The following is a 22,896-nucleotide window of genomic DNA, read 5'->3' as shown; positions in this document are numbered from 1 at the left end:
AGGCTCAGCGCCTCGGCAACCGGTAGACCCGCTCCGCATTGGCGGTCGTGATCTCGGCCAGCGCCGCCGGATCCTGTTCGCGCAGCTCGGCCAGGGCCCGCACGGTGTAGGGCAGGCAGTACGGCTCGTTCGGCGCGCCCCGGAACGGGTGCGGGGTCAAAAACGGCGCATCGGTCTCCACCAGGATCAGCTCGTCCGGCACCAGCTTCGCGGCCTCGCGCAGTTCGTGCGCGTTCCGGAAACTCACCGTCCCGGAGAAGCTGAGCAGATACCCCTCGGCCACGCAGGCCAGCGCCATATTGGCGTCGGAGGAGAAGCAGTGGAAGATCACCGACTCCGGTGCGCCCTCGTCGAGCAGGACCGCCAGCACGTCGTGATCGGCCTCGCGGTTGTGGATCATCAACGGCTTACCGAGTCGTTTCGCGAGGTCGATATGCCAGCGGAAGCCCTCGACCTGATCCTCGATATCGGCGCAACCGTCGAGTTTGCCGGGCCAGTAGTAGTCGAGCCCGGTCTCGCCGACGGCGACCACCCGGGGGTCGGCGGCCAGCTTCTCCAACTCCGCGCGGGCGGCATCGTCCAGGGCGTTCGCGCGGGTCGGATGGAGGGCGACCGCCGCGTACACGCGCGGATCCCAGTGCGCGGCGTCGACGGCGAAGCGGGCGGCATCGAGGTCGTCGGCGATGGTCACCACCCGGCCGACACCCGCGGCGGCGGCCCGATCCACCATGGCGGCAACCGATTCCGCGTCCTCGGCGCCGCAGGCATCGAGGTGGGTGTGCGCGTCGATCAACGGCGACAGCGGTTCGGGCGGCTCGGGTGCGGGTCGTTTACCGGGCATCGGACCAGATTAGACACACCGCGCCGACGGCAGGTGAACCCGGCGGGAGCGCCGAGTGGACGACGGGATATCGACGCGAGGGATTATCGGCGGCGGATTAGAGTGGACACACCATGAGCGCACCCGAACGCACATCACCGGCCTTCTACATCACCACGGCGATCGCCTATCCCAACGGCGCGCCGCATATCGGCCATGCCTACGAGTACATCTCCACCGATACGCTGGCCCGGTTCAAGCGCCTCGACGGCTACGACGTGTTCTTCATGACCGGCACCGACGAGCACGGCCAGAAGGTGCAGCAGGCCGCGCGCGCCGCCGGCGTCTCCGTGGAGGAATACGCCGCGCGCAATTCGGATGTGTTCGAACGCATGGACAAGGCGCTCGACATTTCCTACGACCGGTTCATCCGCACCACCGACGAGGATCACCTCGCCGCCAGCATCGCGATCTGGGAGCGCATGCAGGCCAGCGGCGATATCTACCTCGACACCTATTCGGGCTGGTACTCGGTGCGCGACGAGGCCTTCTACACCGAGGAGGAGACCACCGTCAGCGAGGACGGAACGCGCCTGGCGACCGAAACCCGGACCCCGGTGGAATGGACCGAGGAGTCGAACTACTTCTTCCGGTTGTCGAAATATCAGGACCGGCTGCTCGAACTGTACGAGACCACACCGGATTTCATCCTGCCCGCGACCCGGCGCAACGAAATCGTCAGCTATGTGAAGGCCGGCCTGAAGGATCTGTCGATTTCGCGCACCACCTTCGACTGGGGTGTGCCGGTGCCCGGTGATCCGGCGCATGTGATGTACGTCTGGGTGGACGCGCTCACCAACTATCTGACCGGTGTCGGATTCCCGAATACCGATTCGGCCGCCTTCCAGCGGTTCTGGCCGGCGAATGTGCACATCATCGGCAAGGACATCACCCGCTTCCACACCGTCTACTGGCCGGCATTTCTGATGTCGGCGGGTATCGAATTGCCGAAACGCGTTTTCGTGCACGGGTTCTTGTTCAACAAGGGCGAGAAGATGTCGAAGTCCGTCGGCAATGTGGTGGATCCGCTGGCACTGGTCGACCAGTACGGTCTCGACGCGGTGCGGTTCTTCCTGCTGCGTGAGATCTCCTACGGCCAGGACGGTTCCTACAGCCACGACGCCATCGTCGGGCGGATCAACACCGATCTGGCCAATGAATACGGCAATCTGGTGCAGCGCAGCCTGAAGATGGTGGCGCGCGATTTCGATTCCACCGTCCCGACTCCCGGCGAATTCACCGAGGCCGACCGGGAACTGCTCGATCGCGCGAACGGCCTGCTGGAGCGCTGCCGCACCGAATTCGACGGCCAGCAGCTGCATCTGGCGCTCGAGGCGATCTGGCTGACTCTCGGCGAGACGAACAAGTACTTCTCCGCACAGCAGCCGTGGGCGCTGGCCAAGTCGGGCACGCCCGAGGATGTGGCCCGCGAGGCGACCGTGCTGTACGTGACCCTCGAGGTGCTGCGGATCGTGTCGATCCTGGTGCAGCCGGTGATTCCGGGTTCGGCGGGGCGGATTCTCGATCAGCTCGGTCAGACGGCGCGCACCTTCGCCGATCTCGCGACGCCGATCGAGGCCGGACTGGCCCTGCCCGCGCCGGAACCGGTGTTCCCGAAGTACATCGAACCGAAGTAGAAGCAGGCGACCGGAGCCGGTTATGGATGCGGATTTCGCCGAGCGCCACCGCAGCGTTCGCGCACAGGCGCTCGGCACCCCCCGGGGCCGACTCATCGGCGCGATGGTCGAATGTGTCGGCGCCCGCGGCTTTTCCACGGTCACGCTGACCGATATCGTCGGCCGCGCCCACGTCTCACGCAGTACCTTCTACGAACACTTCGGCAACAAGGAACACTGCTTCATCGAGGCGGTGCACACCGGTGTCGAGATCATCCGCACCCGGATCGCGGAGGAGCTGGCGCACCTGCCCGAGGAGGCCGATCCGCGCCAGCGCATCGCCACCATGATCAGCACGTTCTGTTCGGTGGTGGCGGCCGAACCGAATTTCGCGCGGCTCATTCTGGTGGAATCGCTGCTGGTCGGCGACGCGACCGCGGAGTTCCGCGATCTGGCGGTGGACCGCTTCGCCACCCTCTATCGCAATTTCCACGATCAGGCGCGCACCGCCGATCCCGCGATCCCGGAACTACCGGACGAGGTGATCGCCCTGATCCCCGATGCCATCGGCGAACGTACGCGGCGGGTGCTGGTTCACGAGGGCGCGCATCGAGTTCCCGCCATGGCGCCCACCTTCATCGAATTCGCGAATACCGTGCTGGGGCTCGCGCCGGTCGTCGCGCGCGTGTGATCGAGCCGTGTACCCGGCTCGCATTTCCCTCACCCCGAATCCGGTCGAGCCTATCCGCGCTACTCCGCGCGCGCGGCCAGGACCGCATCGTAGAGTTCACGCCTCGACACTCCGCCCGCACGCGCGGCGACCTGCGCGCACGCGTCCTTGAGGCGGGTGCCGTCGGCGACCAGTTCCTCCACCTCGTCCACCAGATCGACCGGGTCGGCCGAAACCGGTTGTGCCCCTTCGACCACCACCGTGATCTCTCCGCGCGCGCCCTCGACGGCCCATTCCGCCAGCTCGCCGAGTCCGCCGCGCACGACCTCCTCGTAGGTCTTGGTCAGCTCCCGGCACACCGCGGCCCGGCGTCCGGGGCCCAGCACCTCGGCGGCATCGGCCAGGCAGCCGGCGAGCCGGTGCGGGGCCTCGAAGAACACCACCGCACGCGGCTCGGTGACCAGCGTCGCCAGCCACTGCTTGCGCTGCCCGGACTTGCGCGGGGCGAAGCCGTCGAAGCAGAACCGTTCCATGGGCAGACCGGACAGGGCCAGGGCGGTGGTGACGGCCGAGGGCCCGGGCAGACAGGTCACCGGCAGGTCCCGCTCGATACATGCCGCGACCATGCGATAACCGGGGTCGCTGACCGAGGGCATCCCCGCATCGGTCACCAGCAGGACGGTCCTCCCGGATTCGATCTCGTCCAGTAGCAACGGAATTCGCGCGGCCTCCACGTGATCGTAGAAACTCACCACCCGCCCGGTGATCTCGACCTCGAGCGCCTTGGCCAGCGCCCGGGTCCGGCGCGTGTCCTCGGCGGCCACGACGTCCGCGCTCGCGAGGGCGTCGCGCAACCGCTGCGACGCATCACCGATATCGCCCATCGGCGTCGCCGCCAGCACCAACCGCCCGCCGTGCTCGCCCATCGCCGTCCTTTCCACCACCGGCCGACCCATCCGACCGGCCGCCACCGCGCACCCGCGCCCGGTCCGGGCAAACGCTACCCCTGGGGCGGACCACGCCCGAGTCCGCAGGTCGGCTCACCGCCGCGCGGCCCGCCGCCGCCGACCGCATACGATCGGAGCGTGACCCAGCTGACCGATACGCGACCGGCGATCGGCGCGGGCCCGGCCTTGTCCAGTCCGGCGCCGCTGCGCCCCGCACCCGATTTCGGACCGACCGACCGGGCCCGGGGCTGGCTGGTCACGCTATTCCTGACGGTGGTCGCCGCGGTCACCCGGTTCACCATGTTGAACTACCCGACCGACGCCGGCACCCCGGTCTTCGACGAGAAGCACTACGCACCGCAGGCCTGGCAGATGCTCACCGGCGGCGGCGTCGAGGACAATCCGGCCTACGGGCTGGTGGTGCATCCGCCGGTCGGTAAGCAGATGATCGCGCTGGGTGAGGCGCTGTTCGGCTACACCAGCTGGGGCTGGCGATTCACCGCGGCGATTTTCGGATCGTTGCTGGTCCTGCTGGTCATCCGCATCACCCGCCGGATGACCCGATCCACGCTGATCGGCGCGATCGCCGGTGTGCTGTTGATCGCCGACGGCGTGACCTTCGTGTCCTCGCGGATCGGCATGCTCGACATCTTCCAGGCGGTCTTCGTCGTCGGCGCCTTCGGCTGCCTGATCGTCGATCGCGACGAGATGCGGGCCCGCCTCGCCCGGGCCGACGCCGAAGGCCGGATAGCGGCGAGCGTGTTCGGCCCGCGAATGGGTGTGCGGTGGTGGCGGTTCGGGGCCGGTCTGTTGCTGGGGTTGTCGTGCGGGACGAAATGGTCGGGCCTGTATTTCATCCTGTTCTTCGGGCTCATGACGGTGTGTTTCGATGTGGCCGCGCGCAAGGCATACGGGGTGCCGCGCCCCTGGGCCGGCACGGCGGTCCGCGATATCGGACCGGCTCTGTATGCGCTGGTGGCGATTCCGCTGCTGGTGTATCTGGCCACCTATTGGGGCTGGTTCGCCAGCGAGGACGGTTACGACCGCTATTCGGTGGGCAATGCCGTGGGCACCGGCGGCACCTGGTCATGGGTTCCGGATGCGTTGCGTTCGCTGTGGCACAACCAGGCCGAATCGCTGAAATTCCATCAGAGCCTGACCAATTCGGCCGGTAACCATCACCCCTGGGAATCCAAGCCGTGGTCGTGGCCGATGGGCCTGCGTCCGATGCTGTACTACTACGCCGACAACGGTGTCACCGGATGCGGGCAGGCGGTCTGTGTGAAGGCCGTGATGCTGATCGGTACGCCGGCGATGTGGTGGTTGTCGCTGCCGATGCTCGCCTGGGCGCTGTGGCGCACCGCCACCCGCAGCGACTGGCGATATGCGGCGATGCTGGTCGGCTACGGCGCCGGGCTGCTGCCGTGGTTCGCGGATCTGGACCGGCAGATGTACTACTTCTACGCGGTCCCGATGGCGCCGTTCCTCGCGATGGGCCTGGCCCTGACGCTCGGCGATATCCTCGGCCCCGCGCCCCTCGTGCGGGCCCGGTCGGGACGGTGGTTCGCGCTGGCCGGCGAACGCCGAAGTCTCGGACTACTTCTGGTGTGCCTGTACCTGGGTCTGGTGATCGCCAACTTCATCTGGCTGTGGCCCATTCTCACCGCCCTGCCGATCACGCCGTCCAACTGGCACGACCACCTCTGGCTACCCAGCTGGCGCTGAGGTTCGACGCGGCTAGGGGGTCTCGCCCAGCGCGGCCCGCACGTACCGCAGCGCCGCCTCGTCGTCGAGCCCCAATCGGCGTACCGCCGCAACGTATTCCGTGGCCGCGCGCCCGGCCGCGTCGCGAGTCGGATCACCGGAGGAGGCGATGAACGATCCGAGCCGCCCCCGGGTCTCGAGCACACCGTCCTGTTCGAGTTCGCGGTAGGCGCGCGCGACGGTGTTCGGCGCCAAGCCGAGTTGAACGGCCAGCGCGCGCACCGTCGGAATCTTGGTTCCGGCGGTGAGTTCGCCGGATTGCACCCGGGCGACGATGCCCAGCCGCAGTTGTTCGTACGGCGGGACCGTCGATTGATGGTCGACCGGGATATCCAGCATCGGCTTTCACACCTCGTCACGCGACAGCGGGCAGGACAGGCAGCGGGGCCCGCCACGCCCGGAACCCAGTTCGGATCCCGGAATGGTCAGCACCTCGATACCCGCATCGGCCAGCCGTGTATTCGTATTCTCGTTGCGTTCATAGGCCACCACGACCCCGGGCGCCAGTGCGAGGGTGTTGTTGCCGTCGTCCCACTGTTCCCGTTCGGCGGTCACCCCGTCCAGCCCGGTGTCGATGACCCGGAGTTTGCCGATACCCATCGCCTCGGCCGCGGCGGGCAGGAACGGATCCGGACCGCTCATCCGCACCGCATCGCCGTCGGCCCGAATGGTGAACGCGCGCAACGAATTCTGCACACCCGGGTACATCACCACCGCATCGCGGTCGACCATGGTGCACACGGTGTCCAGATGCATGGTGGCCCGGTTCTGCGCGATCGGCACCACCAGCACCGTGTGGGCCAGCGCATCGTCGAAGAGACTGCGCGCCAACGCTTCCGCACCCGCCGGCGACGTGCGCTCACCCACCCCGATCGCGACCACACCGGGCGAAAGCAGCAGCACGTCACCACCTTCCATCGGCGCGGTGTGCGATTCGTAGGCCCGGCGCACGCCGAGGAACCGCGGATGGAACGCGTATACCAGGTCGGTGAGCGAGGTTTCACGCGCGCGGGCCGGCAGCGCGAGGGAGGTGATGGCCACCTTGGGGCCCACCCAGAACGAGGAATCGCGGGTGAACAGCAGATTCGGCAGCGGCTCGATGACGAAATCGGTGCCGTGGTGCATGCGCCGCACCAGGGAGGCGGCATCCGGTTCGAACGGCAATTCGTCGAAGGTCATGCCGGCCATGAGGATTCGCGCCAGATCCGGCGCGGGCACCGCGCGCAGATAGGTCTTCAGTTCCTCGGCCAGGGCGTAGCCGATGCGGCGGGCGTCGACGGCCGCGGTGATGCCCATACTGCGTCCGGCGCCGCTGACCGCGAGCGTCTCGGTCAGCAGATCGGCGAGCAACAGCACCTCGACGCCCCGGCCGCGCAGCACATCGGCGAAGGTCTCGTGCTCCTGCTGAGCCCGCTCGACCCAGGGGATGGCGTCGAACAACAGTTGATCGTTGTTGCGCGGCGTGAGTCGGCGCAGCTCATCGCCCGGGCGATGCAGCAGTACCGCGCGCAGCGTCCCGACCTCGGTCGTCACGGAAAACGGTCGCGCCGGGGGCACAGCCTCTGGTCCCATATCCCGACCGTAATGGGCCGTCGCCGGGTTGGCACGAAATTGTTCGCCGACCACGCCGGATCCGGCGCCGGACGCTATCACCCTCCGCTCGGCGGCGAAGTTCCCGGTTCTCACCCGGCCGCCAAAAACCTGAAGTATCGTTGAGGTATGCAGCATACGACGTGGCAAGCCAAGGAGCTCACCCCCGGCCAACTGTCGGAACGCAGCGGCGTCGCGGTGTCGGCACTGCATTTCTACGAACGCGAGGGCCTGATCGCCAGCCGCCGCACCAGCGGAAACCAGCGCCGATACTCCCGGGAAACGCTGCGCCGGGTGGCATTCATCCGGATCTCGCAGCGCGTCGGAATTCCGCTCAGCGAAATTCGCAAGGCTCTCGACACCCTACCGGAGGGGCGTACGCCCAATCGGAAGGATTGGGAACGATTGTCGGTAACGTGGCGCACCGATCTCGATCAGCGGATCGAACAACTCACCCGGCTGCGCAACAGCCTCACCGACTGCATCGGCTGTGGCTGCCTGTCACTGGGCAGCTGCCGGATCGTCAACTATCACGACCGACTCGGCGACGAGGGCCCCGGCGCGCGCACGCTGGATGTGAGCATCGAGTGCACGCGGGGCGAGGGATGCGAGGAACCGACCGCGGCGGGCCGAGAAGATGTCACGGATTCCGATGTGGCGGCGTGCGCCGAGAAGATGTGCGGGTGACTTCTCGCCGAGCTCAGCGCAGGAAGCGGTTGAACTGGTCGTTGGCGCGGCGCATCGTGAACTCGTAGGGCCAGGCGAACTTTCGCGCCCACCAATACCCGAACCGCACGTCGAACGAGGTGTAGACGAGAAAGCGATTCTTCTCGATACCGCGGAAGATGGCTTGCGCGGCCTGGTCGGGTGAGGCGGCGTGCGACTGGAAACGCTTCACATACCGTTGAATTCGCGGATCGTCGCGGTCCACAGCGGCGATCTCGACGGTTTGCACCAGATGGGTGTTCACCGCGCCCGGCACCACCAGATGTACGGTGATCCCGTGCCGGGCCAGGTCGAAGCGCAGCACCTCCGATACGCCGCGCAGCCCGTATTTGCTCGCGCTGTAGGCCGCATGCCAGGGAAAGGCCAGCAGCCCCGCCGCCGAGGACACGTTGACCAGCGCGCCGCCGCGCCCGGCCCGCACCATCTCCGGTACGAAGCTCTCGATGACATGGATCGGGCCCATCAGATTCACGTCGACCATCGAGCGCCAGTGCCGGTGCTCGAGATTCTCGACGGTGCCCCACGCCGAGATGCCGGCCACGTTCATCACCACGTCCAGGCTGCCGTGCCGATCGTGCACGTCCCGGGCGAAGGCGGCGACCGCCTCGTAATCGCTGATGTCGAGAGCCCGCGATTCCAGCACCTTGCCGCCGGTGCGCCCGATCTCCTCGACGGTGTCCGCGAGCCCGGCGGCATCGATATCGGTCAGGACGAGTTCGGCCCCCTGCGCGGCGGCGGCGATCGCGGTCGCCCGACCGATTCCGCTGGCCGCGCCGGTGACCAGAGTCTTCTTGCCGCTCACGGACTTCAAGCGATCACGCACGCCGTTCCTCGAATGCTCTGCGGTGTGATGTCGGTGCTGGGCCGGCATCCGGACTGACTATCTCCGTCGCCCTGGAGCATACGTGTTCCCCGACACACCGCATCCGTACCGGGCCGCACGGGCACGTCGCGGCTAGGACAACCCGCGCAATACCGACAGCATCCCGGCGACCGCGACCGGCCACGGGAATTGTTCGGCTCGCGATCGCGCCGCACGCCGTCGCTGTGCAGCCGGGCGGGCCAGCACATCGGTGACGGCCTCGGCGAAGGCGGACGGGTGATCGGCGGCCACGGCGCCGCATTCGGCGGTCACGATGTCGGCCAGCGCCGAGGAACGACTCGCCACCACCGGAGTGCCGGCGGCCAGCGCCTCGAGCGCCGCCAGGCCGAAGGTTTCGTGCGGACCGGGCGCGAGGGAGATGTCGGCGCTGGCCAGCAGGGTCGCCAAATGTGTTCGGTCGTCGATGAATCCGGCGAAATGGACGCCGGGACGCCCGTCGGGCAATGCCGCCACGCCGCGCGCCTGCCGGACCAGCGCATCGCGGCGCGGCCCGTCCCCCGCGACCACCAGGCGCACGTTCACCCCGCCCCGGCGCAGGTGATCCACCGCCTCGATACTGCGATCGACCCGCTTCTCCACCGACAACCGCCCGCAGTGCACCACCAGATGCGAACCACCGAGGCGCGCCCGCAGGGCCCGATCGTGACGATGCGGCGTGAACAGCTCCAGATCCACCCCCAACGGGACGAGCGCCACATTCGGGGCATCGATCCGGTCGAATTCCGCGCGGGCGAACGCGGTCGTGCAGACGACCATGTCGTAATCGGCGGCGGTGCGACGGTTGGCCACATCGGCGGCTCGCCGCGCGACCGAGGTGGGCAGCACCTGGCCGAGCAATCGATCGAGACGCTCGTGCGAGATCATCACCGACGCGATGTCACGGCGGCGGGCCCACCGTCCGAAACCGCGCAGAGTCAGCCGGTCCGACACCTCGAGCGCATCCGGCGCCAGCCCCGCCAGCAGATCGGCGACTCGGCGCGGATCGGCCGCGCGATACCCGCCCGTCCACGGAATCCCCACTGCCGGCACGGTCATCCGCACCACACCGTTGGGCAGGATTTCCTCGCCCCGGCGCGCGCCCGGCACGATCAGCACCACCTCGTGCCCGTCCGCCACATAACCGGCGCCGAGGTGATGCAGTGCGGTGCGAAGTCCGCCCGAACGCGGCCCGTAGAAGTTCGCCAGCTGAGCGATGCGCACGCGCCGATCGTCCCCGTCCCGCGAACCGGCGGGACGAACACGGGATGAATGCTCGCCGAAGGCTGCACCAACCGCGCGCACCGCCTCACCTCTCGACGGCGACACTCGCGTCAGCGTGCGGCAGGCCGGACCCGGATCATGCCGTGGGCGCGCTCGGAACCCAGGCGCGACAGCTCGGCGCGCACCGGGATCCATTCGGTGTCCTCGAATCGGAGACGAAACACGAGTTCCCTTGCCGGCGCGCCGGTCTCATCGGCGAAGACGGCCGCGAACGCCGCCCGGTAATCCCGCTGATCATCGGGATGCACGATCGGCCGTTCGGTGCTCCAGCGTTCCAGCGGCGGTGGCGGCGGACTGGCCCACTCGTATACCAGCCCCATCGCCAACTCGACGAATCCCACACCGGCATCGGGCGACCGCGACACCGCCCGGGTGATCGCCAGATCGGTATCCGGGCGCGGCGGTCTGACGTCGGTGATCTCGTGCAACAGCGCACGGGTGACATGCGCGGTCCGGGTCGAGACGGCCAGATGCGGATCCTCGCGATGCACCCGGATGACCAGCTGGAAGTTCCGCACGATCTCGTCGTCACCGCGAATCGCCAGTTCCCCCTGCCAGCGCCCGGCCGGATCGGTGCCCGCCACCACCGCGGTGTAGCCCATCCGCTCGTCGAAGCGCACCATCCGCCCGAACACCTCCGGCGGCGTGCGCACCACCCGCACGTGTTCGCGGGCGCGGGCGAAGGCCAGTTCCTCCAGGCCGGGGCCGTGGTGGGCGAGTTCGGTATCGGAATCCCAGTCCCATGCCGCGACCGCACGGCGGGGCGGCGGCTGCTGTCCCGCGGCACCGACCCACAACTGCACCCCGTGCACTGCCCCGAACGAGCAGAAGACCGGCACCGCGATCGCGGTCCAGCCGCCCTCGGACACGACGATCCTGTTATCGGCCGACTCGGCGACCGAGCCGGACGGAACGGCCGCTGCCGCTAGCTCGACGGCGGCGGTCGCCAAGGCGGAGGCAACCGCTCCGAGCGAGCGTCCGGCGCGCGAAAGACTCGTCCATTCCCGGACGCGAGGCCCGTCGGCGACGATGGTCGGCCCACTCCCGGGCGCGAGCGTTTCCACCAGGAGCCATGGCGAACCCACGGATTCGGCGGCGGCCATACCCGAGAATCAGATCCGATGAGCCCCACGGGAAACCCGCGGGAGTTCCAGGTCGAGCGGGATCCGCCCCTCCGCCAGATGCGGTTCGGCCTCGTCGGCGGGCATCGGACGCGCGATGAGGAAGCCCTGCGCCCGGTAGCAGCCCAGCCCGACCAGGGTGCGCGCGGCCACCGCCGTCTCCACCCCTTCGCCGACCACGCCGAGGCCAAACGAACCGGCAAGTCCCACAATGGATTTCACGATCGCCAGATCGTCGGTGCTGGCGCCGAGCCGTTGCACGAAACCACGGTCGATCTTCACCGCGTCCACCGGCAGGGCCTTGAGATGCGAGAGCGAACTGTAGCCGGTGCCGAAATCGTCGATCGCGATCTGCACGCCCATGCGCTTGAGTCCGCGCAAGGTCACCTGTGTGCGGGTCAGATCCGAGACCACGACGTGTTCGGTGATCTCCAGACACACCGAACTACCGTCGATTCCGTGCCGGCGCAGCACATCCTCGACACATTCCACGAAGTCCAGGCTCACCAACTGCACCGGCGAGACGTTGATCCGGATCACCACGTTCGAGGCCAGCCCGGCGCGCCGCCATTTCGCGAATTGCGCCAGGGCCGTGCGCAATACCCAGCGACCGAGTTCGCCGGCCAGATTCGTCGCCTCGGCCACCCCCACGAAGGCGCCCGGCGGCAGCAGTCCGCGGGTGGGATGCTGCCAGCGCACCAGCGCCTCCAGGGCCACGATGCGCCCGGTCCGCAGATCCACCTCGGGCTGATAGTGCAGCAGCAGTGAACCGTCGGAGACCGCGCCGCGCAGATTCAACTCGACGTCGTCCTGCAGTTCGAACTGCGCGCGCATGGCATCGGTGAACACCGCGACGCCGTTGCCGCCACCCGATTTCGCCGACAACAGCGCGTGGTCGGCCCGGCGCAGCAGATCGGCGACCGTGGTCTCTCCCGGCATACCCAGCGCCACACCGACACTCGCGCCGCGGCTCACCGTTTCCCCGCCCACCGACACCCGGCGGGTGATCAACTGCTGAATCCGGGTGGCCTCGAGTTCCGCCGCGACCGGATCGACCGGTTTGGCCGGAACGATGACGAATTCGTCGCCACCCAGCCGCGCGATCATGTCGTTCGGATCGAGATGTTCCTTCAGCCGCGACGACAGGGTGCGGATGAAATTGTCACCGGCGGTATGCCCCAGGAAATCGTTGAGCGCCTTGAGCCGGTCGAGGTCGAGGAAGAAGGCGGCGACGGGCCCCGAACTGCCCGGACGCAGCCGCTCCTCCATATGTTCGAGCAGGGCGCGACGGTTGGCCAATCCGGTGAGGTCGTCGTGCAGGGCGATGTAGCGCAGCCGTTCCTCGGCCACCACCCGGGCCTGCAATTGCGCCAGCAACGCCGCGATCGCCTTCAGGACGTTGATCTCCCGGGTGCTCCACTGCCGGTCGCCCTGTTTCATGAATCCGAGCAGCCCGGTCGGCTCACCGCGCGACATCAGCGGAACGGTCGCGGTCGTCACGTCGGTCAGTCCGGAACGGCGAATCGTCTCCTGATAGTCGGAGAATTCCGGGGTCGGGCGGGCGATCATCGGTTCGGTGGCGTGTTCGACGGCGCGGAACACCGAATCGGCCTGTTCGAAATACACCACACGCAGCGGGTCGGGGTCGGGCACCCCTTGACGCGGCGGCCATTCGGCGACCAGCACCGTCGCCCGCCGTTCCCGGTCGGTATGGCGGACGAAACTGAAATCGACGTCGAAGTAGTCGACCAGTTTGGCCAGCACTCGTTCGGTCGCCGCCACCATCGTCGTGGCGTCGACACCCATCAACTCCGCGGCGACCTGGGTCACCAACGAGTCGAGCGTTCGCCGAGGCACCTTGTCTCCGATCGCGCTATCCACGGCATGTCAAGGGAAGGACGTCCACGCCCCGAGCGTCGATGAATCCGCCCTGAACCGACGCTAGTGTATCGACGTATTGCGATGAAATCGCGGCGAGTTCGCGGAGAGGTGCGGCGGAGAATTCGCCGAGGGCCGGCACGAGGGCCGTACGGCGGGGTCGCACAGGGTGGTCAGCAGCCATATCGTCGCAGCGCCTCCGGTGCGACATCCAGCCCAGTCATACGGTTCCTACTCTGTTGCTGCGCGGCGCGGCGCGATCGTTCGGCCACCTCCGCTCGGCATGCGGTACCGCCGGTGTCGGGTATGGCCACCTAGGGAAGTATCCGTCATCCCTCCGAAATTGACCAGACGTCCGGCAAATCTTCCGAAACCCGAGCGTGGCGCGCGGTATCGATCGAGGTCATCCAGTCGGTGTCATGCACGACACAGAACAAAAAGACCGCCCGGTTCCCAATTGGTTACCTGATGGCAATCTAATTTCACACCAGAATCGAGATGAACAACTCCAGCCGGTCGGGACCACGCCACACCTCGATCTCCTCGCGATACGCGCGGGTGATCTCGGCCGACGCGGTGGCGTCGTCGACCTGAGCCCAGACGTCCTCGACCGGATCGTGATAATCACCGTTGGGTTCGAATCGGGCATATACGCCCTTCGGGACGCAAATCATCACATCGCCGACCGGCACCTCTTTGGGCGCGTGATATTCGTAGCTGACCAGCACGTTGTAATTTCCGGCCGGATCGGGCACGTACACGGTGTAGAGGGGACCGCCGATCTCGCGATCACGCAGCCGGTCACGCAGGAATTCGATCAGCTCACTGTTGCTGACCTTGAAACTCGGCCGGACCCGCGGCACCACCAGGCCGCCGTAGATGGCCGCGTCGCGGACCACGATCGAATACGTCATCGGGGATCTACCGCCAGGTACAGATCGATCTTGTACGCGTGCGGATAGCACTCGAAATCCCCGGTAAAAGTGCGTTTGATCTGGTTGTGTTCCTCGGCGTAGGCGATCTGGGTCCACAGGTCGGTCATGATCTGCGGAAAATTGCCGACCGCGGAGAAACGCGCATAGGCGCCGGCGGGCAGCCGGGACACGATATGCCCGCGGGTCACCCGGTCGAACGAGGTGCATTCGTAGCCGACGATCTGGGTGTTGAACGTGCCCAGATCGGATGCGTAATCGGTGTACGAGGAGGCCAACGGGCCGCCCAATTCCTGATGCAGCACCGCGGCCCAGGCCGCCTCGAGATCACGGTCGCGCAGTTCTCCGAGCGCACGTTTCGGACTGCGCACCGGTAGCCCGGCGACCCACGTCTCGTCCCGCTCGACGATTTCGAACTGCATGCAAGAACTCTCTCGATGTGATCGCGTTGGGCCGCGCAACCGGTGCTGCGGCGGACCGTCCGGCTGGAAACGCCATGCTATCAACATCGAAAGCTACGGACCTGCGCGTCTGCTGCCGGGACAGCTGATCATCCGACCGGTCCGATTCCCAGCGACCTGTCGGCTTTTCGACCGACAGCCGCCCCCATCCCGAAAATCGGCGGCTCTCGTCGCCGCCGCGAACACCTCGCGCCGGATCGAACGAATCGCCCACAAGCCACGAATCGGCATGCATCGGACGGCGAGCCGGGTCTCGCAAACAGACAGCTACCGACGGCGATAGGTGTGACACGATCACCGCGGAACGGGCAGACTCGCAGGGGCACCGACCGAACGGAGGACCGATGGTGCGTCGCACCGTCCACAGCGAAACACCGAACACCGCCGCGACAGCGTCGGCCGACTATCCCGACCTCGACGCCATGGACACCGCGCTCACCGACTGCCGCGCCTGCCCGCGACTGGTCGCCTGGCGCGAACAGGTCGCCCGCGAGAAGCGCGCAGCATTCCGCGACGAAACCTACTGGGGCCGCCCGGTCACCGGTTTCGGCCCCGCCGACGCCGCCATGCTGTTGGTCGGCCTCGCCCCCGCCGCCCACGGCGGAAACCGCACCGGCCGGATGTTCACCGGCGACCGCAGCGGCGACGTACTCTTCGCCTCCCTCTACACCATCGGCGCCGCCACCCAGCCCACCGCCATTCGCCGCGACGACGGGCTCCGGCTGATCGGCACCCGCGTCACCTCCCCCGTGCACTGCGCGCCCCCCGACAACAAACCCACCATCGACGAACGCGACCGCTGCCGGCACTGGCTGATCAACGAACTCGAATTGCTCTCCCCCACAGTCCGTTCCGTCGTCGTCCTGGGCTCCTCGGGCTGGCAGGCCCTCATGCCCGCCCTCACCGCGGCCGGCTGGCAGGTCCCTCGCCCCCGACCCAAATTCGGCCACGGCGTGCGCTACTCGATCGAACCCGCCCGCCCCGGCCGCCACCGCCTCGAACTGTTCGGCAGCTACCACGTCAGCCAGCAGAACACCTTCACCGGCCGCCTCACCCCCGCCATGCTCGACACAGTCCTCGCCGACGCCGCCACCGGCCTCCACCTCACCCCACCCACCCCCGAACCCACCTGACCCCGCATTTCCCCACCTCGACCAGCCGATTCGGAATCTCCCGCCCCCACCTGCTAAAGTTCTCCTCCGTTGGCACGGAAACGAGCCACGGGGCTATAGCGCAGTTGGTAGCGCGTCTCGTTCGCATCGAGAAGGTCAGGGGTTCGATTCCCCTTAGCTCCACTCAGCTTGCAGGTCAGGGCGGGTTTCTTCCGCCCGAAGACCTACCTCGTTGGTCGGATCTTCCAACAAAGTCCCAACTAATTCGCTGAGCGTGGTTCTTCAGAACTGTCCGCTGACGGCTCTGTCCAGCGCATCGGCAGCTGCTCTGTGGGCGCGGCCTCGGGCCATGTAGTGGCGTTGGGTCATGGCTGGATCGACGTGCATGAGGACGTCGGCAGTGACTCGGGCAGACAGGCCGGCGTCGTCGAGAATCGTGGCGACCGCGCCGCGGAAACTGTGGGCGGTGACGTCGTCCGGGATGCCCAGGGCGTCGCGGACTCGCTGCCACTCGTGGCCGACATTCTGCGGATCGCGCAGCGTCCACACCGTGGACGGGAAGACCAGATCCAAGACCGTCGCGTTCGGATCCGGCGGTGACGCGAGCCTGCGGGCGGCCAGCGCGACCTTGCGGCGGCGCAACATCTCCACCGCGAACTCGGGCAGCGCAATCACTCCGCGACGGTTCTTCGGATCGTCGTCCTTCTCCACCCGCACCAGGCCTTGGCCCTTCACGCGGACAACCTTGCCGCTCACGCGCAGCGTGCAGTCGTCGAGGTCGATGTCCGACCACAGCAGACCCAGCGTCTGGCTGCGGCGCAGGCCGGTAGCCGCGAGCAGGGTCACCCAATCGGCCAGGTCGGTGCTCTCGCAGTAGTCCGCGACCGTCGGCGCGGTATAGGACTTCACCGGCGTCCCGCGATTGCGTTCCGCGCGAGACAGCTTGCGCGGGCACGGCAGCCGCGAGGTCCGCACCGCCGCGAGCATGAACCGCAGCTCCTCGATAGTGATGTCGCGAGCGCCGCCGGTGCGGCCTTTGGCTTCGATGTTCTTGGTCAACTGCGACTCTCGGACAGGATTGACGCTGAGCGCGTCCTTGCGGACGGCGTAGCGGAACATCCCCGACAACACGTTGCGTCCGGTCCGCATCGATGAAGGCCCTTTGGCCGCGCCAAGGCTTTTCAGGAACGCCTCGACCGACGACGTCGTGACCTCGAGCAGCCGTCGCTCACCGAACGCGGTGTTGAACAACTCCGCCACCACGTCGTACCGCTCGAGCGTCCCCGGCGCACGCCCCTGCTCCTCCAGATACGCGCGATACAGCAGCCACAGCTTGCGAACCGTCGTAGACTCCGACAGCTCCCCACCGAGGTCGACCCGGATCATGGCGGCCGCGGCCAAAACCTCATCCAGCGCCCGAGAGCCGTTGCGGTCCGGGATCTTCCGGCCACGCGCATCGAGCCGCACCGGCGACACCCGCTTGAGGTCACGCCGCCTCCCGGACGCATCGCGCACCAGAAGCCGAGCACACCAATGCCCCGGCGACAACTCCGTCAGCATCGGCGAACCAGGAACCCCGATCGCCCGCGCCGGCCTCCCTCGCGTCACCGCCGAAACCGATCAGCCGATCTCACTCCTCGTCGAGCGCATCCAGCGCCGCATCCAAAGCATCGAGATCCCAACGAAAGTCCTTCCCCACACGCTTGGGCTTGGGCAGCCACGGATACCTGTCTCGTTGCCGGTTCCAGCGCCGAAGGACTTCCGGATGCACATGAATATGCGCAGCGGCTGCGCTGGTGGTCACCCATCGCCGGATCGGCCTGGCCGGATACTCCGCATCAGAAGACATCGGATTGCGGCCAAGATCAAGCGAGATATGTTCGCTGAGAGTTAGCTACGATGGCGGGTGGTCCGCCGAATTCGGAAACCGGGACCAGGCTCCGATCACTTTGATGAGGGCGCCTCGCACAAACGGCAGACAGATGCGGGCGGAATGAGGACGGGCGTTCCTTTGCCACGACATACTCCTGACGGGTCTATTACCCGAGACCAGTCAGCTCCTCGCATACGCCACGATACCGGCAGGCGGGCTAGCTTCGCACCGACCGTCACGCCAACCGGACAACCGCCGCGGCTCAGCTACTTATGCCGGGCGCCACCAGCACCATCGGTCGTACGCTACCCAAACCTGGACCCACTGAACCCCCGACTACACATGATCACGAGCGAGGGATGGAACCCGGCAACGGGCCGGCGCCACCGCGATTCGTCTCCGGAAAACACGGCGACGTCGTCGTGATCATCGTTTCACCGGTGCCAGGGGTTTGGGCGGCTGTCAGGGCGAAATGGTCAGGCGTGGTCGCTTTGAGGACTCGGGGATTTGCCACGTTCTCCGTCAGAGTCCATCCCAAGGACTTCCAGATCGAACGTAGAGCCGGTAGATACTCGGCCAGCGGATCATTGCTGCCGTCCAAGTGATAGTCGATCCAAAGTCCGTACGGCGCATGTGGCACCTCCTTTTCGAAGGTGCACTTGTCCAGCATTCGCGCGTGGTTCGATGGCTCGCCCTGCCAGTGATCACCGATGGTCAGAGTCCACTCCGCGGGAAGCCCTCGAATCGTCTCCGATAAGTGCTCGACGGTCTTCGCCTGAGCGATCTGCTCCGTCATCTGTGGCTCGACCGGGAAATCGTTGAGATAGGTGAGCTCAGGCATCTTCGTCCACCCTGAGCCGCTTGCTGATTCGGTTCCGCCGCGATGCGATTGCGCGCACGAAACCAGCGCGGGCGCAAGAACGGTCGCGAGCACGAACACGGCCACTGCCCGCCATCGGATCCCGGCTTCGCGGTGTGGGTGGCGGTCGCGATACACCGCCTACGCCGTCGCGGCTGTCGCGGGACTTTCCCAGGGAAGACAGGGGATGCCGAGTTCTCTGCTGATATAAGCCTGGGGGCCGTTGACAACGGTCTGCTCATCGCCGCGGATAGCGAGGTCTTGTGGGCTGTTGACGCCGTGCACCGTGCGGAAAGTGTCGACCGCGAGGTGCGGAATTCGGTCAAGGCGACGGTCGATGAAACCGGCGGACGAACAGAACGGGCCATACAGCCATTCCACATAGGGGTCTCCCGGTCCCTCTGTCGCTCGCCAGCCCAGTGCCCGCAGCCGAAGGTCCTGGTCACCGAACCCAGCGACGGTGTCCGATGTGATCATGGTCGCCTCCAATCTCCCATCGTCCTGCTGGAATTGGATCGAACCGAGATCAACCACTGCCGGGGCATCGACGGTCACGATGTCGTAGCCGGGCATAGTGCTCAATACCCATTCCAATCGCTCGGCGAAATCCGTCCAGTCGGTGCACCGATCGGGCGCGCCGCGCTCGGTGGGTTGCTCGGCGGTCAACAGGTCACGCAGTGCCCACGGCCCGGGCTGGTATCCGGTTTCGTCGCCCGCGGTGTAGCGAACGCGCTCGAGGTCCATTCCCAGCCCGTCGCGCATGATCTCGATGACCGAAGCCGACACCTGTTGGATGTAACTGTCTTCGGCGCGCATAGGGTTCCAGCCGATAACAAAGCGTTCGCCGTCAGCGGACCCGCGCGGCCAAATCGCCCCGTTCTGCAACACCGTGCGCGCCTGGGGCGGAGCATCCGGATCCACCGGGCCGGCGATCGTGATCTCGACCGACTTCCCGTTCTCGTAGACCACGACCTCGTTACCGGAACCGCGGTCGCGCAACCTGACGAACTTCCATTTCTGGATCGGTTCGGCATCATCGTCGAACTCGATGAACACCAGCTCAGGGATCGCAGCCTGCAGCTTCTCCAAGCCCTTGGCCGTCATGATCGTCCTCCCGTGTCACTCTGTCGCGAGAAACGTATCCGACCCCAACGACAACATCGACTCCCAGCGCCCGCGCATGCCGCATGCTGCGCTGACCGAACGCCAGAAACCCCCGGAGTGTGTAGGGCTGTCGTTGGTCAGCAGCGCCCGGATACGGTCGTTCACGAGATGTATTCCGGGGGAACATGTCTCGCAGACATGGGCAGTAGCACGTACCGTGTACGCGGATTGCTAAACGGTCCGTGGTTGGAAACACACTCGCGTGGCCGTTGGCCAGCCGAGGCGCTGTCCGCGCGCGGCCAGGCCTTCTCCGGGGACCGGAATCCGATGCCACGCTGAGAAAGCCCGACCGCCCCGGCAGGCGCGGCAGCCGGCCTGAATGTCCTCGAGTTCGCCAGTAGCGTGTGCACTGACATTTCGAAGCGGCCGAGACGCTGACATTTTCGTGCGGACTCGCAGGTGATCTGGGGGTTTCCCACGCCTTTCAGTAGTAGGTCTTCCCGGCAGATGTCAGAGTTGCAGACAAGAAGGATCGGCCGGCGATGGCTGTCGTGACGCAGACGGGCGGGTAGACCGCCGCGGCAGACTCTGCTCGGTGGTGATCGTTTCGTTGTCGGTACCGGCACGTATGGTCACGCCGACAACAGGATCGGGGAGACAAAGATGACTGAAAACGGCTGGGCGCGGATCCTCGAGGACATGCCGGAGTATCTGTTCGACTTCGGCGAGGACCAACCGCGCTCCGGGAACGGTATCCGGCTGCGCGACAACGCGTCCGGACACGAAGTGATGTTCTACGTCTGGGGCGACGAGGTACTGATCAAGGTTCCCGTTCCGGCCGATCACCAAGTCCGTGACCGTTTGTTGTCGGTGCTTCGATCGCACCGAAGAACATCTATCAGCACGATTGTCGGGGCAGACTCGAGCACGCGGGTCGTCTCCGAGCTCGCGGTGTGGATGCCCGATCCGCGATGGGTCACCCCCGCCGAAGAAGCCGCCGAAGAATGGACACCCGAGGAGTTGGCACGGCCTGCCCATAGTCGAGCACGAGCCAGAGTCGCCCGGCGCCCGGAAACCGCGCTGCAATGGCGCACCTACTGGCCAAATGACCCGGTCGCGCGCTCCAAGATCGCTGCCGCAGTAATCGAGGTTCTCCGTGACGGGCTGGAGGCGACGCCGGAGCGGTTGCGCTACAGCACGTTCGACGACAACGGGCCCGTCGACGCTCTCCACGGGATCACACGCAAGCTGACCTCGATCGCCCCGGATCGTCCGAGTGAACGCGGCACTGACGAAAAATGTTGCGACTGGGCAGATTTCGTTGAGCGACTCGAATGGGTCCTCACCACGCTACCGAAAGGTGCGATGCTGACGTTGTCGGCGCCGGGAGTTGATCGGGACAAGTGTTTCGTCCAGTTCGTGAATGACAACTTCGCCATCGCCAATGAGTCGGTCATGTGGGAGTCGGCCGGGCTCAGTCGAGACGAGTTTCATCAGCGGATGACGCGGTTGGGGTGGACATGGGCGCCCCAGCAGGCCTACGGCTTTGAACACCCAGGGTGGCTAGCACCGCGTGGACGCCACTGGAGGAATGTGGCATTCGGTGATGTGGCACAGCGGACGGCTGCCACGTTCCGCGATGTCCTCGGCGTCAACGGTCCAAACGAAGTCACGTTCTCCTCCTGGGGCCACGTCGCAATGTCCTATCTCGAGGCCGAGTTGGGCATCTCCCGCACCGATTCATGATCGCCCGCCGACCACCCGAAGCTATCCAGATCTGACCGAGGCGTCGAAATCGAGCACCCGGTCCGCGCGGTAGTTCATTTCCAGCTCAGTACGAGCTCGGGCCCAGTACTTGGAAGGTGCTTCAGCCGGTGTCTTCTTCCGACGACTCGAGCATTCGGTCGAACTCGTCGTCACGCGCTTGCCGCGCTGGATTGACCAGATCGATATCCCCGGCACCGTCGTTGACCCAGAGTTTCACGACCAGGTTCGGAAGATCCCAGCGCAACATCCGGGTGTCGTTGCGCGACCAGGTTTCGGTCAGGATCTCGCCCGCGAGTTCGTGTATCCGGGGGGCGATTGTGTTGAACGCGTTGTCCAGCTGCGGTTTGACGCTCGGGTCGTCGAGCACGACGTCGGTGTAGTAGTAGCAGATGCGGTGGACCGACCGGGCGCCGACGGGCCGAGGCCTGTGGTCGAGGTAGGCCACCGCGTCGGTGCGGTTGACATCGAAGTTGGTGGTGATCGTCGGTGGGTCGAGACCCTCGACCTGCCAACCCACACGGTGAGCGAAGCCGGGCAGGTCGTCGGTGGTCCAGGTCCAGTCGAACGCTATCGCGGCCTGGACGACGGCGAGGGCACGGTCGAGGTCTATCCGCATGATGCTGGTCGTTCCCTTTAGTACGTGTGCTCGATCTGGGCGCGGATCTCCTGCAGATGGCTCGGACCGTCCGCTGCGAGCGCGCCACTCCAGACCAGGCGCCCGAAGGTGTCGGCGTCGATCCACTCGCAGATCGCCGCCGCCGCGCCTTGACTGGTTCCCGTGCCACACACCGCTTTTCCGCCCAGCGGGCCGGCATCCACCGGACTCATCGTCACCCCGGTCGCGGCCCGCTGCTTGTCGATATCGTCGGCGATGTCTTGATCCGGGTGCCCCGCATGCCCGGTCAACGCCTCCACAACCACCACATCACTGGATCCATCCGGCCCGTACACACCGGCCACGTGCGTACCGATCCCCTTCTTGCCTTGGCCCTGGGCGAGAATCTGCTGAACCAGCGCCGCGGCGTCGGCATCGGTCTGCTGCGCATACCCTTCGACCGCCGCGGGCAACACCACCACCGCATGGGCATCGGCATCAGCGTGACCGGAGTGCCACAGCTGTCCCCAGTTGGCTGCCGTCACCCCGATCACGGCCCCGACCAACGGCCCCGCGAACCGCGCCCACCGCACCCAACCTCGCCGCTTGCCTCCACCGACCGGCGCACCAGCGGTGCCAGGGACCTGTTCTTCACTCAACGCTGTCGCGCCTTCCACCCACGCGGACCGCGCCGATCCGCGATCACTGCCCGAAAGCTACAGCAACCCAACGACATGCTGACCCCGTCTGATGGTGGCGGATCCTCTGCGGCCCGGGCGTTTCCCGAGAAGCGGCGCTTGCTGGTCCGGACGACGCCGGCTACTGACTTCCTCGGATCGACCGCAGGGTCGCAGTCGA

At 66.6% G+C, this 22,896-nt stretch carries 22 protein-coding genes and 1 tRNA gene; 7 read left to right on the top strand and 16 right to left on the bottom strand.

The features are described from left to right. Window positions 1-4: 4 nt before the first annotated feature. Window positions 5-841: a TatD family hydrolase gene (locus tag IRT45_RS06140; protein WP_194804904.1), complete on the bottom strand. Its 837-nt coding sequence runs from the start codon at window positions 839-841 to the stop codon at window positions 5-7. Window positions 842-954: 113 nt separating this feature from the next. On the opposite strand from IRT45_RS06140, the gene metG reads away from it, so the two are divergent. Further along, entirely contained in the window at window positions 955-2,517 is a 1,563-nt protein-coding gene (metG, locus tag IRT45_RS06135) for a methionine--tRNA ligase (protein WP_194804903.1), read from the top strand. Window positions 2,518-2,539: 22 nt separating this feature from the next. After that, complete coding sequence (locus IRT45_RS06130) at window positions 2,540-3,187, top strand: TetR/AcrR family transcriptional regulator (RefSeq protein ID WP_194804902.1); 648 nt, start codon at window positions 2,540-2,542, stop codon at window positions 3,185-3,187. A gap of 59 nt (window positions 3,188-3,246) precedes the next feature. Here the strand turns inward: IRT45_RS06130 and rsmI are convergent, their stop codons facing one another. Continuing rightward, window positions 3,247-4,092, bottom strand: coding sequence for a 16S rRNA (cytidine(1402)-2'-O)-methyltransferase (rsmI, locus tag IRT45_RS06125; protein ID WP_194804901.1), 846 nt, complete (start codon window positions 4,090-4,092; stop codon window positions 3,247-3,249). Between the two features lie 159 nt (window positions 4,093-4,251). Between rsmI and IRT45_RS06120 the strand changes: the two genes are divergently transcribed. After that, window positions 4,252-5,838 (top strand): phospholipid carrier-dependent glycosyltransferase, encoded by a 1,587-nt coding sequence (locus tag IRT45_RS06120; protein WP_194804900.1) that lies wholly within the window; start codon window positions 4,252-4,254, stop codon window positions 5,836-5,838. Window positions 5,839-5,850: 12 nt separating this feature from the next. On the opposite strand, the gene IRT45_RS06115 is transcribed toward IRT45_RS06120, so the two are convergent. Together IRT45_RS06115 and arcA are read right to left on the bottom strand one after the other, a co-directional pair. Beyond that, window positions 5,851-6,216: a GntR family transcriptional regulator gene (locus tag IRT45_RS06115; RefSeq protein WP_030515196.1), complete on the bottom strand. Its 366-nt coding sequence runs from the start codon at window positions 6,214-6,216 to the stop codon at window positions 5,851-5,853. Between the two features lie 6 nt (window positions 6,217-6,222). Beyond that, entirely contained in the window at window positions 6,223-7,449 is a 1,227-nt protein-coding gene (gene arcA, locus IRT45_RS06110) for an arginine deiminase (protein WP_194804899.1), read from the bottom strand. Between the two features lie 147 nt (window positions 7,450-7,596). Here arcA and soxR point away from each other — a divergent pair, with 147 nt between their 5' ends. Next, entirely contained in the window at window positions 7,597-8,154 is a 558-nt protein-coding gene (gene soxR, locus IRT45_RS06105; protein ID WP_194804898.1) for a redox-sensitive transcriptional activator SoxR, read from the top strand. 13 nt (window positions 8,155-8,167) lie between these two features. Here the strand turns inward: soxR and IRT45_RS06100 are convergent, their stop codons facing one another. From IRT45_RS06100 to IRT45_RS06075, 6 genes are all read right to left on the bottom strand, one after another. Further along, complete coding sequence (locus IRT45_RS06100; protein ID WP_194804897.1) at window positions 8,168-9,064, bottom strand: SDR family oxidoreductase; 897 nt, start codon at window positions 9,062-9,064, stop codon at window positions 8,168-8,170. 84 nt (window positions 9,065-9,148) lie between these two features. After that, window positions 9,149-10,276 carry a glycosyltransferase gene (locus IRT45_RS06095; RefSeq protein ID WP_194804896.1) on the bottom strand — a complete coding sequence of 376 codons (1,128 nt, stop codon included), beginning with the start codon at window positions 10,274-10,276 and terminating at the stop codon, window positions 9,149-9,151. Between the two features lie 110 nt (window positions 10,277-10,386). Continuing rightward, window positions 10,387-11,439 carry a GAF domain-containing protein gene (locus tag IRT45_RS06090; protein ID WP_194804895.1) on the bottom strand — a complete coding sequence of 351 codons (1,053 nt, stop codon included), beginning with the start codon at window positions 11,437-11,439 and terminating at the stop codon, window positions 10,387-10,389. A gap of 9 nt (window positions 11,440-11,448) precedes the next feature. Beyond that, window positions 11,449-13,263 carry an EAL domain-containing protein gene (locus tag IRT45_RS06085; RefSeq protein WP_063064525.1) on the bottom strand — a complete coding sequence of 605 codons (1,815 nt, stop codon included), beginning with the start codon at window positions 13,261-13,263 and terminating at the stop codon, window positions 11,449-11,451. A gap of 554 nt (window positions 13,264-13,817) precedes the next feature. After that, entirely contained in the window at window positions 13,818-14,249 is a 432-nt protein-coding gene (locus IRT45_RS06080; protein WP_039780726.1) for an effector binding domain-containing protein, read from the bottom strand. Further along, complete coding sequence (locus IRT45_RS06075) at window positions 14,246-14,689, bottom strand: GyrI-like domain-containing protein (protein WP_194804894.1); 444 nt, start codon at window positions 14,687-14,689, stop codon at window positions 14,246-14,248. The genes IRT45_RS06080 and IRT45_RS06075 overlap by 4 nt, the downstream gene beginning before the upstream one ends. 461 nt (window positions 14,690-15,150) lie before the next feature. On the opposite strand from IRT45_RS06075, the gene IRT45_RS06070 reads away from it, so the two are divergent. Together IRT45_RS06070 and IRT45_RS06065 are read left to right on the top strand one after the other, a co-directional pair. Beyond that, window positions 15,151-15,861 carry a uracil-DNA glycosylase gene (locus tag IRT45_RS06070; protein WP_194804939.1) on the top strand — a complete coding sequence of 237 codons (711 nt, stop codon included), beginning with the start codon at window positions 15,151-15,153 and terminating at the stop codon, window positions 15,859-15,861. Window positions 15,862-15,950: 89 nt separating this feature from the next. Then, window positions 15,951-16,023: transfer RNA gene (locus IRT45_RS06065), tRNA-Ala, on the top strand. A gap of 99 nt (window positions 16,024-16,122) precedes the next feature. Here IRT45_RS06065 and xerC read toward each other — a convergent pair. The 4 genes from xerC to IRT45_RS06045 all read right to left on the bottom strand — a co-directional run bounded on the left by xerC (window position 16,123) and on the right by IRT45_RS06045 (window position 19,676). Beyond that, window positions 16,123-17,400 (bottom strand): tyrosine recombinase XerC, encoded by a 1,278-nt coding sequence (gene xerC / locus IRT45_RS06060; RefSeq protein WP_194804893.1) that lies wholly within the window; start codon window positions 17,398-17,400, stop codon window positions 16,123-16,125. Between the two features lie 70 nt (window positions 17,401-17,470). Further along, window positions 17,471-17,644 (bottom strand): hypothetical protein, encoded by a 174-nt coding sequence (locus IRT45_RS06055; protein WP_194804892.1) that lies wholly within the window; start codon window positions 17,642-17,644, stop codon window positions 17,471-17,473. Between the two features lie 415 nt (window positions 17,645-18,059). Beyond that, window positions 18,060-18,659, bottom strand: a complete 600-nt coding sequence (locus IRT45_RS06050) for a hypothetical protein (RefSeq protein WP_194804891.1) — start codon at window positions 18,657-18,659, stop codon at window positions 18,060-18,062. Window positions 18,660-18,713: 54 nt separating this feature from the next. Then, complete coding sequence (locus IRT45_RS06045; RefSeq protein WP_228533714.1) at window positions 18,714-19,676, bottom strand: hypothetical protein; 963 nt, start codon at window positions 19,674-19,676, stop codon at window positions 18,714-18,716. Window positions 19,677-20,339: 663 nt separating this feature from the next. On the opposite strand from IRT45_RS06045, the gene IRT45_RS06040 reads away from it, so the two are divergent. Next, entirely contained in the window at window positions 20,340-21,422 is a 1,083-nt protein-coding gene (locus IRT45_RS06040) for a hypothetical protein (RefSeq protein WP_194804889.1), read from the top strand. Window positions 21,423-21,543: 121 nt separating this feature from the next. Here the strand turns inward: IRT45_RS06040 and IRT45_RS06035 are convergent, their stop codons facing one another. Both IRT45_RS06035 and IRT45_RS06030 read right to left on the bottom strand, forming a co-directional pair. Continuing rightward, window positions 21,544-22,059, bottom strand: coding sequence for a DUF6301 family protein (locus IRT45_RS06035; RefSeq protein ID WP_194804888.1), 516 nt, complete (start codon window positions 22,057-22,059; stop codon window positions 21,544-21,546). A gap of 17 nt (window positions 22,060-22,076) precedes the next feature. Then, window positions 22,077-22,697, bottom strand: a complete 621-nt coding sequence (locus IRT45_RS06030) for a hypothetical protein (protein ID WP_194804887.1) — start codon at window positions 22,695-22,697, stop codon at window positions 22,077-22,079. Window positions 22,698-22,896: the final 199 nt, after the last annotated feature.

Source organism: Nocardia sp. BSTN01 (assembly GCF_015354405.1).
In the GTDB taxonomy this organism is placed as follows: Bacteria; Actinomycetota; Actinomycetes; order Mycobacteriales; family Mycobacteriaceae; genus Nocardia.
Note: the sequence above shows the minus strand (reverse complement) of the source record. Positions and strands in the feature narration are given on the sequence as shown.